This is a genomic window from Lelliottia jeotgali (genome assembly GCF_016771845.1).
Lineage (GTDB): Bacteria > Pseudomonadota > Gammaproteobacteria > Enterobacterales > Enterobacteriaceae > Enterobacter > Enterobacter jeotgali.
The window spans coordinates 31,000-49,404 of sequence record NZ_JAENMQ010000004.1; the positions used below are offsets into that span (position 1 = coordinate 31,000).

At 56.6% G+C, this 18,405-nt stretch carries 11 protein-coding genes; all 11 read left to right on the forward strand.

The annotated features are described in order from the left end of the window. Positions 1-53: 53 nt before the first annotated feature. The 11 genes from JBO43_RS10970 (at position 54) to mrdB (ending at position 18,396) form a co-directional block, all read left to right on the forward strand. The gene (locus JBO43_RS10970; RefSeq protein ID WP_164971751.1) at positions 54-218 is read left to right on the forward strand and encodes a YnfU family zinc-binding protein; all 165 of its coding nucleotides are present in this window, start codon (positions 54-56) and stop codon (positions 216-218) included. Positions 219-374: 156 nt separating this feature from the next. Beyond that, positions 375-8,948 (forward strand): GH36-type glycosyl hydrolase domain-containing protein, encoded by an 8,574-nt coding sequence (locus tag JBO43_RS10975; protein ID WP_202674296.1) that lies wholly within the window; start codon positions 375-377, stop codon positions 8,946-8,948. 53 nt (positions 8,949-9,001) lie between these two features. Next, positions 9,002-9,277, forward strand: coding sequence for a hypothetical protein (locus JBO43_RS10980; RefSeq protein ID WP_095281225.1), 276 nt, complete (start codon positions 9,002-9,004; stop codon positions 9,275-9,277). Positions 9,278-9,438: 161 nt separating this feature from the next. Next, a complete protein-coding gene (gene leuS, locus JBO43_RS10985) occupies positions 9,439-12,021 on the forward strand; it encodes a leucine--tRNA ligase (RefSeq protein WP_202674297.1) in 2,583 nt (860 codons plus the stop codon). A gap of 14 nt (positions 12,022-12,035) precedes the next feature. Then, a complete protein-coding gene (gene lptE, locus JBO43_RS10990; protein WP_095281223.1) occupies positions 12,036-12,605 on the forward strand; it encodes an LPS assembly lipoprotein LptE in 570 nt (189 codons plus the stop codon). Further along, a complete protein-coding gene (holA, locus tag JBO43_RS10995) occupies positions 12,605-13,636 on the forward strand; it encodes a DNA polymerase III subunit delta (RefSeq protein ID WP_103946679.1) in 1,032 nt (343 codons plus the stop codon). The genes lptE and holA overlap by 1 nt, the downstream gene beginning before the upstream one ends. Further along, positions 13,629-14,294: a nicotinate-nucleotide adenylyltransferase gene (gene nadD, locus JBO43_RS11000; RefSeq protein WP_202674298.1), complete on the forward strand. Its 666-nt coding sequence runs from the start codon at positions 13,629-13,631 to the stop codon at positions 14,292-14,294. Before holA ends, nadD begins: the two co-directional genes overlap by 8 nt. A gap of 268 nt (positions 14,295-14,562) precedes the next feature. Beyond that, a complete protein-coding gene (gene rsfS / locus JBO43_RS11005; RefSeq protein WP_095281220.1) occupies positions 14,563-14,880 on the forward strand; it encodes a ribosome silencing factor in 318 nt (105 codons plus the stop codon). Between the two features lie 3 nt (positions 14,881-14,883). Next, the gene (gene rlmH, locus JBO43_RS11010) at positions 14,884-15,351 is read left to right on the forward strand and encodes a 23S rRNA (pseudouridine(1915)-N(3))-methyltransferase RlmH (RefSeq protein WP_095281219.1); all 468 of its coding nucleotides are present in this window, start codon (positions 14,884-14,886) and stop codon (positions 15,349-15,351) included. A 28-nt stretch (positions 15,352-15,379) separates the two neighbouring features. Further along, positions 15,380-17,281: a peptidoglycan DD-transpeptidase MrdA gene (gene mrdA / locus JBO43_RS11015; RefSeq protein ID WP_095281218.1), complete on the forward strand. Its 1,902-nt coding sequence runs from the start codon at positions 15,380-15,382 to the stop codon at positions 17,279-17,281. Between the two features lie 2 nt (positions 17,282-17,283). Further along, entirely contained in the window at positions 17,284-18,396 is a 1,113-nt protein-coding gene (gene mrdB, locus JBO43_RS11020; protein ID WP_095281217.1) for a peptidoglycan glycosyltransferase MrdB, read from the forward strand. Positions 18,397-18,405 lie beyond the last annotated feature (9 nt).

Below are 18,405 nucleotides of genomic sequence, written 5' to 3' on the forward strand. Positions count from 1 at the left end.
TATTTGAACACTTCGTGCTAAGATGAAGCTCATTCATTGAAAGGTTAATCATCATGTCTCTTCTCGATTACGCAATGAAGCTCATCGGTGGAGCATCGACCACCACCGTCACCTGCCCGCACTGTGGGCTCAAATCCTCACACCCAACATCTAAAATCCGTCTGAAACAGGCGATGCTGTGCCCAGGCTGTAAAGCGCTGTTTGTTGCGCCGCGCTGATCCCCACGCGCGTTCTGGCGCAAAATCGGTGTTCTATACTTAAGTAAGATTCCAGCAGCTGTTAAATCCCTGATGCCCCACACCCATCCTGAGAGAACGTTTCTGATCTGATTTCGCAACTGCTCCTGCGCGTTCACGTCGCACCAGAGCATCGCTATGAAAATGAACCTTAAGAAGTGGCGGAGTGGCTCCCGTTCGTTGCCCCCTGCGCTGGCTCCTGCCCTTTTGGGCCACGAACCTGCAGCAGAAAACAGTTTTAAAGCTGAGCTATTTTCGACGGCCCAGATGGCACGATACGGACAAAAACTGGCCCGCTCGCACAAGTTATCCCCGAATAAGCTGCCCTATTACCTGCTCAAACGCCTCGATGACAATGAGACGGTGATTACACAAAACTGCTACGTCCTCAATGCCGGAAAAAAAGCGAGCATCATGCCCGCCGGAGAATGGCTGCTGGATAACTACTACCTGATCGAGGAGCAGATCCGCATCGTGCGCCAGCACCTGCCGAAGAATTTCGGCAAAGGGCTTCCGGCGCTGGCTTCGCCGCATGATTGTCCGCGCATCTATGATATCGCCGCCGAAGCCATCGCCCACGGTGACGGGCGCTGGGACGCCGCGAATCTGACCAGCTACATCACGGCTTATCAGCAGGAAACGCCGCTGACGCTGGGCGAAGTCTGGGCGTTGCCGGGCATGATGCGTCTGGCGCTAATCGAAAACCTGCGTCGGGTCAGTATCGACGTTGTCAAAGCCCAGCAGGAACGCAATCTGGCGGACAGTTGGGTCACACGCATTTTCGAGTGCGCAGAGAACACGCCCGCCGAGCTGATCATGGTGATCGCCGATATGGCACGCTCGCGCCCACCGTTAAGCAGCGCCTTTGTGGCGGAACTGGTGCGTCGTCTGCAGGGACGCGGCAATATGCTGGCGCTGCCCCTGACTTGGATCGAACAGCGCCTGACTGAACAGGGCGTGACCACGGATACCCTCATTCACCGATTCAATCAGCAGTTAGCCGCCAGCCAGCTTTCCGTAAGCAACAGCATCGCGGGCCTGCGCTTGCTGAGTGAAACTAACTGGGCAGACTTTGCCGAGGCCATGAGCGTGGTTGAACAGACGCTGCGCCAGGATCCGGCCGGGATTTACCCGCTGATGCACTTCGATACGCGCGATCACTATCGCCACGTGATTGAACTTCTGGCGCGAGACAGCCATTTCAGCGAGCCGGAAGTGGCCCGCCGCGTGCTGGCGCTGGCCGGTGAAAACGCCCCCGACACGCCGGGCGCCCATATTGGCTATTACCTGATGGGCGAAGGGCGTCAGCAGTTGGAAATCCTGCTATCCGCCGATGCCTCACGGCTCATCCGCCTGCGGCACAGTTTCAACCAGATCCCGTTGATGTCCTGGCTCGGTAGCCTGAGCCTGTTGACCACCGCAGCTACCGCTGAAATCCTGCACCACACCGCGCAGCAAGGCCTGGGCTGGCTGCTGATCCTCCTCGCAATCCCGTTGATTATTGTGCTCAGTCAGCTCGCCAGCGATCTGCTCAGCGAGGCGACCACCCGTTTTCGCACCCCACGCCCGCTGCCGCGGATGGATTATTCCAGCGGTATTCCGGCTGATTCCGCCACCATGGTGGTGATCCCCTGCCTGCTCACCAGCCCCGACGGGTTCAGCAAGCTGATCGCCAGTCTGGAAGTATGCTGGCTGGGCAATCAGAGCGAGCATCTGTGCTTCGCTCTGTTGACGGACTTTACCGATTCGGCGAATGAATCCTCTTCGCAAAACACGGCCCTGCTCGACCAGGCCATGTCGCTGACGCAGGATCTCAACCGGCGCTATCCGGCCAGCCGCCCGCGTTTTTATCTGCTCCACCGCGCCCCCGAATGGAACCCGCCGCAGGGCGTGTGGATGGGTTATGAACGCAAACGCGGGAAACTGGCGCTGCTGAACAGCTGGTTACGCCAGCCGGACAAACAATTTTCCAGCGTCGCCGACCTGCCTGCGCACCAGCTGCCGGAGCGGATCAAGTACGTAGTCACTCTCGACAGCGACACCCTTCTGCCACGCGATACGGCGCATAAGCTGGTCGCCACCATGGCGCACCCACTGAACAAACCGGAATATGACGCCGCCCGCCAGCGCGTGGTGAAAGGCTACGGCATTCTGCAACCGGGGCTGGCCGAAGAGATGCCGCGCAACGGACAGGGGCGCTATGCCGCCATGTGCAGCAGCATCGCCGGAAATAACCCCTATTCGATGATGTCGTCTGATATCTATCAGGATCTGTTCAACGAAGGATCGTTTGTCGGGAAAGGCATTTACGATGTCGATATTTTTGTGCAGGCCACGCACAACACCTGCCCGGAAAACCTGGTCCTCAGCCATGATTTGCTGGAAGGATGTTACGCCCGCTCGGGGCTGCTGAGCGAAGTGCTGCTCTACGAGCAGTACCCGAACAACTATCTCTCCGATGTTGCACGCCGGACCCGCTGGATCCGCGGCGACTGGCAGTTGCTGAACTGGCTCAAACCGCGCGTCAGAAAAGCGGATGGCACACGCGATAAAAACCCGCTCTCCGCTCTGTCGTACTGGAAATTATTCGATAACCTGCGCCGCAGCCTGGTCGCTCCATCCCTGTTAGCGCTGCTGTTTTGCACCCTGCTGTGGGTGCCGAATCCGTTTTACTGGCTGGGTGTGCTGGTACTGGTGTGGCTCCTGCCCACCGGGCTGGCGGTCGCCTGGGATCTGCTTAACAAACCGACCCGTCGCCCTGTTGTGCAGCATCTGCTGCTGGTCGCCACCGGGGCGCTGAAACGCCTTTCCCGCGTCGGGATGAATTTCGCCATCCTGCCTCATGAGGCAGGATATTCTCTGTATGCGATTGCCGTGACGCTCTGGCGTCTGGGATTCAGCCAACGCAACCTAAGCCAGTGGGCCAGCTACAGCCCCGACAACGATCGGGAAAAAACCTCCCCCATCCGCTTTTACCGGGCGATGTGGATGAATGTCGCCACCGGCGTGGCGCTCACCGTTCTGACCGCGCATATCGCACCGCTGTTTTCGTTCATCGCGCTGCCGGTCAGTTTGCTGTGGTGCCTGACGCCGCTGCTGCTGAGCTGGATGAGTCGCTCGCCCGCCCGCAGCGTGTTTTCACCGAACAAAGAGCAGAAGCAGTTACTGCGCCAGACGAGCCGTGAAATCTGGGCCTTTTTCGAAACCTTTGTCATCGCGAAAGAGAACTGGCTGCCGCCGGATAACTATCAGGAGATCCCGCACCCGGTGATTGCCCATCGAACGTCGCCGACGAACATTGGCCTGTCGCTGATGGCGAATCTGACCGCCTGGGACTTTGGCTATCTTCCGTCTGGCGAAGTGTTACAGCGCGTGACGCTGACCCTGGATACGCTCGATAAAATGGAGCATTTCCGCGGGCATTTGTATAACTGGTACGACACGCAGACCCTCGCCCCGCTTAGTCCGCGCTATGTATCCAGCGTCGACAGCGGCAATATGGCGGGCCATCTGCTGACCCTGCGCGAAGGGCTGTCGGCGATGCGCAATCAGCCGGTATTAAACAGCGTCCAGGTGCTGGCCGGGCTGAACGACACGCTGGGGATTCTGGAGAAACACTGGGGGCAGAACGCCCCCACGGGTTTGCGGCTGTTGCGTAAACACTGTCTTAGCGCCGTTTCGTTGTCGCCCGCGCAGCTGTTTATCGAATTGAAACAGATGCGTACCCAAAGCAATCACCTGACCACGCTCTGTCATCAGGACAACACACTCACCCTGCGCTGGATCGAGCATTTACAGCGCCAACTGGTGATGATGTGCCACGAGTGGTCGCATCTCCTTGGCTGGATCACGCCCGCCTGGGACTCGCAGACGCTGCCGTCCCTGAGCTGGCTGGCTACTGCTAAACACAGCGGGGAAGGCACGCCGTCCGCCTCGGCGATTGCCCTGGCGCGTATGCGCCTGGATATCATTACCGAACTGGAACAGCGGCTGAATGAGCACGCACGGATGGATTTCACCTTCCTGTACAGCGAAGTGACCAGCCTGCTCAGCATCGGCTACAACTGCGACAGCAATATGCTGGATAAAAGCCATTACGACCTGCTGCCCTCTGAAATTCGCCTGACCAGTTTTATCGCCATCGCCACCAACCAGCTGCCACTGAAAAGCTGGTACGCGCTGGGAAGGCTGTTTACCACCATCGATCGCGACACCGCCCTGATGTCCTGGAGCGGTTCGATGTTTGAATACCTGATGCCGAATCTGGTGATGCCCACCTGGCCCGGCAGCCTGCTCGATGAAATGAGCCAGTCAGCCGTAACGCGCCAGATACACTGGGGCAAAGAGCGCGGCGTGCCGTGGGGCGTGTCGGAATCTGGCTACCATGCGTTTGATGTTCAGCAGAATTATCAGTATCAGGCCTTTGGTGTTCCGGGCCTTGGCCTGCGTCGCGGCCTGGCGGACGATATGGTTGTCGCTCCTTACGCTACGCTGCTTGCGCTGATGATTGCCCCACAAAAAGCCTGTGACAATCTGGCCCGTCTGGAGAAAAACGGCGCGCGCGGCGAGTTTGGTTTCTATGAAGCGCTCGACTATACGCCGTCGCGCCTCGCCACTGGTCAGCTTTACGCCGTGGTGCAGTCGTGGATGGCGCACCATCAGGGGATGGCATTCCAGGCGCTGGCGCACGTCCTGCTCGATGCGCCAATGGCCGACCGGTTTATGGCCAGCACCGCCTTCCAGTCCGCGAGCCTGCTGTTACAGGAACGCGTGCCTGATGCGGTCGATCTCTACAGCCCGCGCCGTCACTTTGAGTCTCACGAAGGGCGCGTTAAACCTGTCCGCTACGAACCGCGTATTTTCACCGCTGCCGACAGCCTGATCCCAGAGGTGCAACTGCTTTCCAACAGCCATTACCATCTGATGATGACCCACACCGGCGGGAGTTACAGCCGCTGGAACGACCTGGCCCTCACCCGCTGGCGCAGCGATACCACCCGCGATAACTGGGGCGCTTTCTGCTACATCCGCGATCTGCAATCGGGCGACATCTGGAGCAATACCTGGCAACCGGCCGGCGAAACAGACAGCAACGACGAAGTGATCTTTACCGATGCGGGCGCAGAATTTAAACGCACGTTCGGCTCCCTGAACGTCAAAACGCAGGTGGTGGTGTCGCCGGAAGACGATATCGAACTGCGGCGCGTCACCCTTCTGCATCGCGGGCGTCAGCCGCGCACCATTGAACTGACCACCTACGCCGAGGTCGTGCTGGCCCCAGCCACCAGCGATCTGGCGCACCCGACGTTCAGTAATCTGTTTATCCAGACGGAGCTAGTCCCCGCGCAGAACGCCATTTTGTGCCACCGCCGCACGCGGGCACCAGACGAAAAGAGCCCCTGGTTATTCCACATGATGGTGGTGCATGGCAGCAGTCAAAGCGTCTCGTTTGAAACTGACCGGGCGAAGTTCCTCGGACGTGGCAGGACGCCAGCGGATGCACAGGCAGCCGGGCAAAGCGGGCCGCTCAGTAACAGCTCCGGCTCCGTGCTGGACCCGATGCTGGCGATCCGCCAGACCATCACCCTGCAACCCGGCCTCCCGGTCACCGTCGATATCCTGTATGGCGTGAGCGAAAACCGCCAGCTCAGCCTGGCGCTGCTGGAAAAATATCGCGATCACCCTATCGCCGACCGCGTATTTGAACTTGCCTGGTCGCACAGCCTGGTGGTGTTGCGCCAGATTAACGCCAACGAAGATGACGCCGCGCTGTTTAACCGTCTCGCCGGGGCCATTCTTTATCCGTGCCAGGAGTTGCGGGCCGACGGACAGGCCATCAGCCGCAACCGGCGCGGTCAGTCCGGCCTGTGGGGCTGGGCGATTTCCGGCGACTTGCCGATCGTGCTGCTCATCATCAGCAACGAAGAGAGTATTCTGTCCATTACCACTTTGATTCAGGCGCACCGCTACTGGCGCCTCAAAGGGCTGGGTGCGGATTTAGTGATCCTCAACGACAGCCCCGGCGGCTATCAGCAAGCATTGCAAAATCACATCATGGATCTGATTTATGCCGGGTCTGAGGCCAGCCTGTTGGATAAATCGGGTGGGATTTTTGTCCGTAACGGCGAACATCTTTCCGCCGAGGACAAACTGCTGCTGCAAAGTGTGGCGCATCTGTGTCTGGATGACCGCGCGGGCGGGCTGAACGAACAGCTCGATCAGCGCCTGCACGCGTTAAAAACGGTTCCAAGACCCTTCGTTGCTCACAGCGTTCCGGGCATCAATCTGCACATTCCCTGGACGCCGAATACCGATAAACTCCTGCATTTCAACGGTCACGGCGGGTTTTCGCAGGACGGTCGCGAGTACCAGATTGTGTTGCGGGAAAATGAACCGACACCCGCTCCGTGGTCAAACGTGCTGGCTAACGCCCGCTTCGGCAGCGTGTTGTCCGAGGCCGGGCAAGCCTACAGCTGGTATGAAAACGCCCACGAATATCGCTTAACGCCGTGGGAAAACGACCCCGTCAGCGATCGCGGTGGTGAAGTGTTTTATCTGCGTGACGAAGAGAGCGGCGCGTGCTGGTCACCGACCACCTTACCGGTGCGCGGTCAGGGGGATTATCTGTCTCGCCACGGCTTCGGCTACAGCGTGTTTGCCCATCGAGAGAGCGGCATCGACAGCGAACTGACGGTGCTGGTCGCCGAAGAGGCGCCGGTCAAACTGGCGATCCTGACGATCAGCAATAACTCCGGGAGGACGCGAAAACTCTCCGCGACAGGCTATGTGGAGTGGACGCTCGGCGAGTCTCGCACCTCATCGGCGCTGCACATCGTGACCCATGCGGCCAGCGTTGCGGACGGCTGCGGCGTGATGGCGAATAACTTTTACGGCAGCAACGGTGCCGGGCGCACCGCCTTTTTCGCCGTGACGGGTGCGCACTGCTCCCTGACGGGCGACCGCCGCGAGTTTCTCGGTCGCAACGGTTCCCTGCAAAACCCGGCGGCTATGCATCTGCGCTGGTTGTCGGACAAAACAGGTGCAGGGCTTGACCCCTGTGGTGCGGTGCAATCTGCCGTCACACTGATCGATGGCGATCAGAAGACCTTTATATTTGTGCTGGGCGTTGGCGAAGACGCGGTCGAAGCACAGACGCTTCTCGCGCGATACTTGAATGAAGATGCCGCCCGCGAGGAGCTCAGTCGCGTACACCGTTACTGGCACAGCGTACTTGATAAAATCGTCGTCCACACGCCTGATACCTCCGTCAATTTACTCACCAACGGCTGGCTGCTGTATCAGACGGTGGCCTGTCGTTTGATGGCTCGCAGCGGCTACTATCAGTCCGGCGGCGCGTTTGGTTTTCGCGATCAGCTGCAGGACACACTGGCGCTGAGCCACCCTGCGCCGGAACGCCTGCGCGAGCAAATTCTGCTCTGCGCCTCACGGCAGTTTATCGAAGGCGATGTGCAGCACTGGTGGCACCCGCCTCACGGTAATGGCGTGCGCACCCGCTGCTCGGATGATTATCTCTGGCTGCCGCTGGCGACCTGTCACTACGTGCAAACCACCGGCGACACCGGCGTACTTGAGCAGCGTGTTTCGTATCTGGATGGTCGCCTGCTCCAGCCCGGCGAAGAGTCGGTCTACGATACACCGGTCATCAGCGCCGTCGAAGAAACCCTGTGGCAGCACTGCGTGAAAGCCATCCGGCATGGTTTGCAGTTCGGCTCGCACGGGTTGCCGCTGATGGGCGCGGGGGACTGGAATGACGGAATGAACCGGGTCGGCATCGACGGAAAAGGCGAAAGCGTCTGGCTGGGCTTTTTCCTGTACGACATTTTGCAGCGTTTTGCGGATCTCGCCGAACTGCGTCAGGACGATACGATTGCGGAACTGTGCCGCACTGAAGCCTCCCGTCTACAGAAAAACCTCGAAACCTCCGCCTGGGACGGAGAGTGGTATCGACGCGGCTATTTTGACGGCGGCGAAGCGCTGGGATCGAAAGCCTCGCAGGACTGTCGGATTGATGCCATTGCACAAAGCTGGTCGATTCTCTCTGGTGCGGCCAGCCCTGAGCGCAGCGCGCGTGCCATGCAGTCGCTGGATAAACTGCTGGTAGATGACGACGCGGGGCTTATCAAACTCCTGACGCCGCCGTTCGACGGTCACGGGCCGAACCCGGGCTACATTCAGGGCTATCTGCCCGGCGTGCGGGAAAACGGCGGACAGTACACGCACGGTGCCATCTGGGCCGTCATGGCCTTTGCGCGGATGGGCAATTCGGAACGCGCGTGGCAACTGTGGTCGATGATCAACCCCGTCAACCATGCCCTCACTCCCGATGACGTTGAGCGCTATAAAACCGAGCCGTACGTCATGAGCGCCGATGTGTATAGCGTCGCGCCGCATATCGGACGCGGTGGCTGGAGCTGGTATACCGGCTCGGCGGGCTGGGCGTATCGTCTGCTGACCGAGGAGTTACTGGGGATTAAGCGTTTCGGTGACATCATCACTGTCCATGCACAGCTACCTGCCCACTGGCCGTCGATCAGCATGACGTATCAGCATGGCGGCAGTCAGTATCAGATCTCCATTTCAAGGGGCAGCGAGCTTTACCGGGTCACAATGGATGGCGTGCAGCTCCCGGATGATCAGATTCCACTCGTGGATGACGGGAATCATCATCAGGTGGAAATTACCCAGCATTAAAGGCCTATACTTAACAGGGTCTATCCATTATTGCTGTATGCAGAGAGGGGCTTATGAAAACCAAAAAAGCGGTGTTTATTGAAGGGCATATCGTCGAAAGCCGACGGCTCGGAGAAACATGCCACCCTTTCTGCATCCACAGCGTTGTCTTCAGCAATGGCAAATATGCCATTGTGCGCGAGGCATCAGGCGTATGCTTTCAACCGGGCGATACCCTTGAGCGCAACAATGCAGAGTGGTTTTTCCACCAGGCAAAAATACATCTGCTGCCTTTTCAGTACATTAAAGAGGACGAAACCCACAGGCAATTATCGGAATATGAAACCTGATCATTTATGACCCCTGCTAAAAACGTCAATTTACGCCTCCTTCTGTGCAGACAGATAAGGGCTGTTTTGACGCGGGCGTTTGGGCTATGCTATGCGGATCTGAAATACCACATCCATTGGCTACGTTTGTAGCTGTATTGAGAACAGGACCACTGGCTGCCATGCAAGAGCAATACCGCCCGGAAGAGATAGAATCAAAAGTCCAGCAACACTGGGACGAGAAGCGTACCTTCGAAGTCACTGAAGACGAGAGCAAAGAGAAGTATTACTGCCTGTCGATGCTTCCCTATCCTTCTGGTCGACTACACATGGGCCACGTGCGTAACTACACCATCGGTGATGTGATCGCACGCTATCAGCGTATGCTCGGTAAAAACGTTCTGCAGCCTATCGGCTGGGATGCGTTTGGTCTGCCAGCCGAAGGCGCGGCCGTCAAAAACAACACCGCACCTGCGCCGTGGACGTACGACAACATCGCCTACATGAAAAACCAGCTCAAAATGCTGGGCTTCGGTTATGACTGGAGCCGCGAGCTGGCGACCTGCACCCCGGAATACTATCGCTGGGAGCAAAAATTCTTCACCGAGCTGTACAAAAAAGGCCTGGTGTACAAGAAAACATCTTCTGTGAACTGGTGCCCTAACGATCAAACCGTTCTGGCGAACGAACAGGTTATCGACGGCTGCTGCTGGCGCTGCGATACCAAAGTTGAGCGTAAAGAGATCCCACAGTGGTTTATTAAAATCACCGCTTACGCTGACGAACTGCTGCGCGACCTGGATAATCTGGACCACTGGCCAGATACCGTTAAAACCATGCAGCGCAACTGGATTGGCCGTTCTGAAGGCGTAGAAATAACCTTCGACGTGCAGAACAGCGATCAGAAACTGACCGTTTATACCACCCGTCCAGACACCTTCATGGGTTCTACTTACCTGGCCGTGGCTGCGGGTCATCCGCTGGCACAACAGGCTGCGGCAACGAATCCAGAACTGGCTGCCTTCATCGATGAATGCCGCAATACCAAAATGGCCGAAGCCGAAATGGCGACCATGGAAAAACGCGGCGTGGCGACGGGCTTTAACGCCATTCACCCGCTGACCGGTGAAGCGATCCCTGTCTGGGCAGCTAACTTCGTTCTGATGGAATACGGTACCGGCGCAGTGATGGCGGTTCCGGGCCACGACCAGCGCGATTATGAATTTGCGACCAAATACGGTCTGAACATCAAGCCGGTTATCCTGGCAGCAGACGGTTCTGAACCCGATTTGTCCGAGCACGCACTGACCGAAAAAGGCACCCTGTTCAACTCCGGTGAGTTTAGCGGCCTGAGCTTCGAAGAAGGCTTCAACGCCATCGCCGATAAACTGGCAGCGCTGGGCGTCGGTGTACGTAAAGTGAACTATCGTCTGCGCGACTGGGGTGTTTCTCGTCAGCGTTACTGGGGCGCGCCAATTCCAATGGTGACCCTGGAAGACGGCACCGTGATCCCAACGCCTGAAGATCAGCTTCCGGTGATCCTGCCTGAAGACGTGGTGATGGACGGTATCAGCAGCCCAATCAAAGCCGATCCTGAGTGGACAAAAACCACCGTTAACGGCCAGCCTGCCCTGCGTGAAACCGACACCTTCGATACCTTTATGGAATCGTCCTGGTATTACGCGCGCTACACTTGTCCGCAGTATCAGGAAGGCATGTTGGATTCCAAAGCCGCTAACTACTGGCTGCCAGTGGATATCTACATCGGCGGTATCGAACACGCGATCATGCACCTGCTGTACTTCCGCTTCTTCCACAAACTGATGCGCGATGCGGGCCTGGTGAACTCTGATGAGCCAGCCAAACAGCTGCTGTGTCAGGGGATGGTTCTGGCTGATGCGTTCTACTATCTCGGCGAAAACGGCGAGCGCAACTGGGTGTCTCCGGTTGACGCCATCGTTGAACGCGACGAGAAAGGCCGTATCGTGAAAGCCAAAGACGCGGCAGGTCATGAGCTGGTGTATACCGGCATGAGCAAAATGTCGAAGTCCAAAAACAACGGCATCGACCCGCAGGTGATGGTAGAGCGCTACGGCGCAGATACCGTGCGTCTGTTCATGATGTTTGCGTCTCCGGCGGATATGACTCTGGAATGGCAGGAATCCGGCGTAGAAGGCGCAAACCGCTTCCTGAAACGCGTCTGGAAACTGGTCTACGAGCATACCTCTCAGGGTGATGCGCCAGCACTGAACGTGGCTGCGCTGAGCGAAGATCAGCAGGCACTGCGTCGCGATGTTCACAAAACTATCGCCAAAGTGACCGATGATATTGGTCGTCGCCAGACCTTCAATACCGCAATTGCGGCTATTATGGAACTGATGAACAAGCTGGCGCGAGCGCCGCAGGAAGGCGAGCAGGATCGTGCCTTAATGCGTGAAGCGCTGCTGGCAATCGTGCGTATGCTGAACCCGTTCACCCCTCATGCCAGCTTTACCCTGTGGCAGGAGCTGAAAGGCGAAGGCGATATCGATAATGCACCGTGGCCGGTTGCGGATGAATCCGCGATGGTTGAAAACACTATGCTGGTGGTGGTGCAGGTTAACGGTAAAGTGCGCGGCAAAGTTACCGTGGCTGTCGATGCTACGGAAGAACAGGTTCGTGAGCGCGCTGGCCAGGAACATCTGGTGGCGAAGTATCTTGATGGCGTTACCGTGCGTAAAGTGATCTACGTTCCCGGTAAACTGCTGAATCTGGTCGTTGGCTAAGCGCGGGAGGAAACGTGCGACTTCTGGCAACATTACTCTTATCTCTGGCGGTGCTTGTCACCGCTGGCTGTGGCTGGCACCTGCGTAATACAACAGCAGTGCCTGCTCAGATGAAAACCATGATCTTCGATTCTGGAGATCCGAACGGCCCATTGAGCCGCGCTATTCGTAACCAGCTGCGCCTGAATGGCGTTGAGCTTATCGAAAAAGGCACCTTGCGTCAGGATGTTCCGTCCTTCCGTGTACTGACCTCTTCCCTGAGCAAAGACACGGCGTCCATCTTCCAGGATGGTCGTACGGCGGAATACCAGATGGTGATGTCGGTCAGCGCTGCTGTCCTGATACCGGGTAAAGACATTTATCCGATCAGCACTAAAGTCTACCGTTCATTCTTTGATAACCCGCAAACTGCGCTGGCGAAAGATGCCGAGCAGCAGATCATTATCAATGAAATGTACGACAAGGCTGCAGAACAGCTGATCCGTAAATTGCCAAGCATTCAGGTTGCATCGAAAGAGACCAGCACGGAACACTCTGTTCCGCTGGATACTACGCCGCAAGTGACCGGAACCCTGGGTAACTAATGGTTCGGTTGTATCCTGAACAACTCCGCGCGCAGCTCAATGAAGGGCTGCGCGCGGCGTATCTGCTTCTCGGAAACGATCCGCTTTTGCTTCAGGAAAGCCAGGACGCCGTGCGCCAGGTGGCAGCGACTCAGGGCTTTGATGAACACCACGCCTTCCAGATAGACAACAGCACCGACTGGCAGACGATCTTCTCGCTGTGCCAGGCGATGAGCCTGTTTGCTTCGCGCCAGACTATCCTGATTCAGCTGCCGGAAAATGGTCCCAATGCGGCCATTAACGAACAGCTCGCCACGCTGGTGAGTCTTCTGCATCCGGATTTACTGCTGATTGTGCGCGGGAATAAGCTCACCAAAGCGCAGGAAAACGCCGCCTGGTTTACCCAGCTCGCGGCGAACTCCGTGCAGGTGACGTGCCAGACGCCTGAACAGGCACAGCTGCCAAAGTGGGTCGCAGTGCGCGCAAAACAAAATAATCTGCAGCTGGACGACGCGGCCAATCAGCTGCTGTGCTATTGCTACGAAGGTAATCTGCTGGCGCTGGCGCAGGCATTGGATCGCCTGTCGCTTCTCTGGCCAGACGGCAAACTGACGTTACCGCGTGTCGAACAGGCGGTGAACGACGCGGCGCACTTTACCCCGTTCCACTGGGTCGATGCGCTGCTGGCAGCCAAGAGCAAACGCGCGCTGCATATTCTGCAGCAATTGCGGCTCGAAGGCAGCGAGCCGGTCATTTTGCTGCGTACACTGCAGCGCGAACTGCTGCTGCTCAATACGTTAAAACGCCAGTCAGCTAACACCCCTTTGCGCGCGCTGTTCGATAAACACCGCGTCTGGCAAAACCGCCGCGCCATGACCACTGAAGCGATCAATCGTCTTAGCGCTGAACAACTTCGCCAGGCGGTACACCTGCTGACGCGTGCTGAGCTGACGCTGAAGCAGGATTACGGTCAGTCGGTGTGGGCCGAACTGGAAAGTCTTTCTCTGCTGTTGTGCCACAAGGCACTGGCAGACGTTTTTATTGATGGATGATATGAGCTCTTTACAGGCGCTGTTTGGCGGTACATTCGATCCGGTCCATTACGGCCATCTGAAGCCGGTAGAAATACTGGCGAACCTGATCGGCCTGCAGCGCGTGATTATCATGCCGAATAACGTCCCGCCGCACCGCCCGCAGCCTGAAGCTACCTCTGAACAGCGTAAGCACATGCTGGAACTGGCTATTGTGGATAAGCCGCTGTTTCAGTTGGACGAGCGCGAACTGCGCCGCGATACGCCGTCATATACTTCGCAAACATTGCAGGAGTGGCGCGCTGAGCGTGGCCCAACACAACCGCTGGGATTTATTATCGGCCAGGATTCGCTGCTGAATTTCCCCTCCTGGCATCAATACGAAACCATTCTGCAGAACAGTCATCTTATCGTCTGCCGCCGTCCGGGCTACCCGTTGACCATGAAGGAAGAGCAGCACCAGGAGTGGCTCGACACCCATCTAACGAACAACGTGGAAGATCTGCACACCCTGCCCGCCGGTAAAATTTACCTGGCCGAGACGCCGTGGTTTGATATCTCCGCAACCCTCATTCGTGAACGTCTACAGCAAGATTTATCCTGCGACGACCTTCTGCCCGCGCCCGTTCTCAACTACATCCGCCAGCAGGGGTTGTATCAGAAAAGCACAGATGAATGAGGCGATACGCGAAAAATCGCGTAATTCACCGCCCTGCCATTGACAGCCCTTTTCAGGCTGATATCCTCCGCAGCCTGAGTTCCTGCCAGTCATAGCTTTACAGAAATTGTTTTACAAAAATGGCGATGCATTGTCAGGCCGGGGATGGGATGATACCCGCCTTAAAAAGTCCGTCAGGTGACATTTGTCCCGACACAGCCGTCAGTTAAGGTATACTGCCAGGCTATCCATTTAATCGTTGCTCAACTTCACTCACCAGGGGGAAAACTTGCAGGGTAAAGAACTCCAGGATTTTGTTATCGACAAAATTGATGACCTGAAAGGTCAGGACATCATCACCATCGACGTTCAAGGTAAATCCAGTATCACCGACTGCATGATCATTTGCACCGGCACATCCACGCGTCACGTTGCCTCTATTGCTGACCATGTGGTTCAGGAATCGCGTATGGCAGGTCTTATGCCACTGGGCGTAGAAGGCCAGGCCATTGCTGACTGGGTTGTTGTCGACCTTGGCGATGTGATTGTCCACGTCATGCAGGAAGAGAGCCGTCGTCTGTATGAGCTGGAAAAACTCTGGGGTTAATGCGTGAAGTTGCAACTGGTAGCCGTCGGCACAAAAATGCCGGACTGGGTACAGACGGGTTTTACTGAATATCTGCGTCGTTTTCCTAAAGACATGCCGTTCGAACTGGTGGAAATCCCAGCAGGAAAGCGCGGCAAGAACGCGGATATCAAACGTATTCTCGACAAAGAGGGTGAGTTAATGCTGGCGGCCGCTGGCAAAAACCGCATTGTGACCCTCGATATCCCAGGAAAACCCTGGGATACGCCGCAGCTGGCGCTTGAACTGGAACGCTGGAAGCAGGATGGCCGCGACGTTAGCCTGTTGATTGGCGGTCCGGAAGGGTTATCCCCCGCCTGCAAAGCGGCCGCAGAACAAAGTTGGTCCCTCTCCGCGCTGACGATGCCCCACCCACTTGTTCGGGTGCTGGTGGCAGAAAGTCTTTATCGCGCGTGGAGCATTACTACCAACCACCCTTATCACCGTGAGTAATGATTGACCAGGGCAAATTAAGCAGCGGATGAAACTACAGAATTCTTTTCGCGACTATTCGGCTGAGTCCGCGCTGTTTGTGCGCCGGGCGCTGGTCGCTTTTACCGGGATTTTGCTGCTGTCTGGCGTGCTCGTCGCCAACCTCTACAATCTGCAAATCGTCCGTTTTACCGACTACCAAACCCGTTCCAACGAAAACCGAATCAAGCTGGTGCCCATCGCGCCAAGCCGCGGGATTATCTACGATCGTAACGGCACGCCGCTGGCGTTAAACCGCACCATCTATCAAATCGAGATGATGCCGGAAAAAGTCGATAATGTGCAGGACACGCTGGATGCGCTGAAAGGCGTGGTGGATCTCACTGATGATGATATCGCCGCCTTCAAAAAAGAACGTTCTCGTTCACACCGTTTTACCTCAATCGCCGTAAAAACCAATTTAACGGAAGTTCAGGTCGCCCGCTTTGCGGTGAATCAGTACCGCTTCCCCGGCGTTGAAGTCAAAGGCTATAAGCGTCGTTTCTATCCTTACGGCTCCGCGCTGACGCACGTCATCGGCTACGTTTCCAAAATAAACGATAAAGATGTCGACAGGCTCGATAAAGACGGCAAGCTGGCGAACTACGCCGCGACTCATGATATCGGTAAACTTGGCATTGAGCGCTTCTATGAAGACGTTCTGCATGGGCAAACCGGCTACGAAGAGGTTGAAGTTAACAACCGTGGCCGTGTGATTCGCCAGTTGAAAGAAGTGCCGCCTCAAGCCGGTCACGACGTCTATTTGACGCTGGATCTTAAGCTCCAGCAGTATATCGAAACGCTGTTAGCAGGCAGTCGCGCTGCGGTAGTCGTCACCGACCCTCGCAGCGGCGGAATTCTGGCACTGGTCTCCATGCCAAGCTACGATCCCAACTTGTTCGTCGATGGGATCTCCAGCAAAGATTATTCCGGTCTGTTGAACGATCCAAACACCCCGCTGGTGAACCGTGCCACCCAGGGTGTTTACCCGCCAGCATCTACCGTCAAGCCTTATGTCGCCGTCTCCGCGCTGAGCGCTGGCGTCATCAATCGCAATACCAGCCTGTTTGACCCCGGCTGGTGGCAGTTGCCAGGTTCAGATAAGCGTTATCGCGACTGGAAAAAATGGGGTCACGGTCATCTGAATATCACCAAATCTCTGGAAGAGTCGGCGGATACCTTCTTCTACCAGGTCGCCTATGACATGGGGATCGACCGTCTGTCGGAATGGATGAGCAAATTTGGTTATGGCCATTACACTGGCGTGGACTTATCTGAAGAACGTTCAGGAAACATGCCGACGCGCGAGTGGAAGCTAAAACGCTTTAAAAAACCGTGGTATCAGGGCGACACCATCCCGGTCGGTATCGGCCAGGGCTACTGGACCGCAACGCCAATTCAGATGAACAAAGCGATGATGATCCTCATTAACGATGGCGTGGTGAAAGTGCCGCATCTGCTGATGAGTACCGTCGAAGATGGCAAGCAGGTTCCGTGGTCACAGCCACATGAAGCGCCGGTGGGCGATATTCATTCCGGCTTCTGGGAAATAGCCAAAGACGGCATGTACGGCGTGGCCAACCGTCCTAACGGGACCGCACACAAATACTTCGCCGGGGCCCCTTACAAAGTCGCGGCGAAATCCGGTACCGCGCAGGTCTTCGGTCTGAAAGCGAACGAAACCTATAACGCGCACAAAATTGCCGAGCGTCTGCGTGACCATAAACTTATGACCGCGTTTGCGCCTTATGATAAACCGCAGGTTGCGGTAGCGATTATTCTTGAAAATGGCGGCGCAGGCCCGGCGGTGGGTACCATTATGCGCCAGATCCTCGACCACATTATGCTGGGCGACAACAACACCGAACTTCCGGCTGAAAACCCAGCCGCCGCTGCGGCGGAGGACCAATAAACATGACGGATAATCCAAATCAGAAATCGCTGTGGGACAAAATCCACATCGACCCGGCCATGCTGCTGATCCTGCTGGCATTACTGACCTACAGTGCTCTCGTTATCTGGAGCGCCAGCGGCCAGGATATCGGCATGATGGAACGCAAGATTGGTCAGATCGCGATGGGTCTGGTGATCATGGTGGTGATGGCGCAAATCCCGCCTCGCGTCTATGAAGGCTGGGCACCCTACTTATACTTCATCTGTATCATTTTGCTGGTTGCGGTGGATGCATTTGGGGCGATTTCAAAAGGCGCACAGCGCTGGCTGGACCTTGGCATTGTGCGTTTTCAGCCCTCGGAAATCGCGAAAATCGCCGTTCCACTGATGGTCGCACGCTTTATCAACCGTGACGTTTGTCCACCCTCACTGAAAAATACCGCCATTGCGCTGGTGCTGATCTTCCTGCCCACTCTGCTGGTGGCGGCGCAGCCTGACCTGGGAACGTCCATACTGGTCGCATTGTCCGGCCTGTTCGTGCTGTTCCTGTCAGGTTTAAGCTGGCGCTTAATCGGCATTGCGGTGGTACTGGTGGCGGCCTTTATACCGATACTGTGGTTCTTCCTGATGCATGACTATCAACGTCAGCGCGTCATGATGTTGCTCGATCCGGAAACCGATCCGCTGGGCGCAGGCTATCATATTATTCAGTCTAAAATTGCCATTGGCTCGGGTGGATTACGTGGCAAAGGCTGGCTGCACGGGACGCAGTCACAGCTGGAGTTCCTGCCGGAACGTCACACGGACTTTATCTTTGCGGTTCTGGCTGAAGAGCTGGGTCTGGTCGGCATTTTGATTTTGCTGTCACTTTACCTGCTGCTTATCATGCGCGGACTGTGGATCGCCGCGCGCGCGCAGACCACCTTTGGTCGCGTCATGGCGGGCGGATTGATGCTTATCTTATTCGTTTATGTCTTCGTAAATATTGGTATGGTGAGTGGGATTCTGCCTGTGGTGGGCGTACCGCTGCCGCTGGTGAGCTACGGAGGCTCGGCACTGATCGTGTTGATGGCCGGGTTTGGGATAGTAATGTCTATCCACACCCACAGAAAAATGTTGTCCAAAAGCGTATAACAATAAGGG